At 46.6% G+C, this 1,253-nt stretch carries 2 protein-coding genes; both read left to right on the top strand.

Going from position 1 to position 1,253, the window contains the following annotated elements; all coding sequences use genetic code 11:
• Positions 1-684 (top strand): Mu transposase domain-containing protein (locus IE056_RS18285; RefSeq protein WP_444544493.1); only part of this gene is annotated, 684 nt, incomplete at its 5' end.
• Positions 685-708: 24 nt separating this feature from the next.
• Positions 709-1,253, top strand: a 545-nt coding sequence (locus tag IE056_RS18290) for an ATP-binding protein (RefSeq protein ID WP_189606430.1), incomplete at its 3' end; no start/stop codon positions are given.

A 1,253-nucleotide genomic window follows, 5' to 3' on the forward strand; every position in this document is an offset into this window, starting at 1 on the left:
GCCATTGCCCAAAAGGTCAGGGAGCATAACCAGACCCGGATGCAGCAGAAGGATTACTGTAGGGAAGAAAAGTTCCTGGCCGATGAAAAACATACCCTGCAGCCTTTATCCGAAACAGCCTTCGAGATCAAATATTACAGGGAACATAAAGTGGCCAAGAACAATCATATCTACCTGGGAATGGACAAACACTATTACAGCGTTCCCTATACCTACATTGGCATGAAGGTCAAGGTAATCTACACCCGATCGCTGGTGAGGATCTACCATAAAGCAGGGCTTATTGCCACGCATCCCAGGAACCACAAAAAAGCAGGTTATACCACCCGGAAGGAACACCTGTGTTCCCACCACCAGTATTATAAAGAGCGTAGCCCCACGTATTACCTGCAACGTGGGTATAACCACTCTGAAGAACTTTACCGGTACATGGAAGCCTTGTTCAAACAGGACAAATACCCCGAGCAGCTTTACAAAACCTGTGATGGCATATTGAACCTGTCCCGGAAAACCAATAGGGAAAGCTTTATTAAAGCCTGCAGCATTGCCCTGGACCATGGGCAGTATTCTTACCGGTTCTTAAAGCAGGTTCTGGAGAACCGGATGACCGACTATCAGGAGGAACCACAGGTAAAATCCCTACCCACTCATGGGAATATCCGCGGGGCTTCTTTTTATAAATAAGTAACTATTAAAATTGAATATTAAATGAACACCATTGAAAACCAATTATCACAACTCCGGCTCGGGGGAATGCACCGAAGCTGGAAAGCTATGATAGAAACCCGTCAAAACCACGAGCTATCCCTGGGGGAAGGCTTGGAAGTATTGTTACAGGCCGAAGCTGAAGAACGTACCCACCGGCGTTTTGAACGCCTGAAGAAAAGTGCCCAGTTCCGTTACCAGGCTACCATAGAGGAATTAAACCTGGAAACTGCCAGGGGAATCAATAAAGACCAGATCACCGACCTGGCTACCGGAACATACTTGGAAAAAGGGGAATCGGTATTAATTACCGGGGCCACAGGCTGCGGCAAAAGCTTCCTTGCCTCGGCTTTAGGACACCAGGCCTGTAGCCAGGGAAATAAGGTACTGTACTTCAATACACAGAAATTACTGATGAAAACCAAAATGGCCCGTATTGATGGAAGCTTCCTGAAGTTCTTTGATAAACTGGCTAAGGCTAGCCTATTGATCCTGGATGACTTTGGTCTGGCTCATCTGGACAAGAAACAACAAATGGATCTGATGGA

Origin of the sequence: Salinimicrobium marinum (assembly GCF_014651535.1) — a bacterium.
Lineage (GTDB): Bacteria > Bacteroidota > Bacteroidia > Flavobacteriales > Flavobacteriaceae > Salinimicrobium > Salinimicrobium marinum.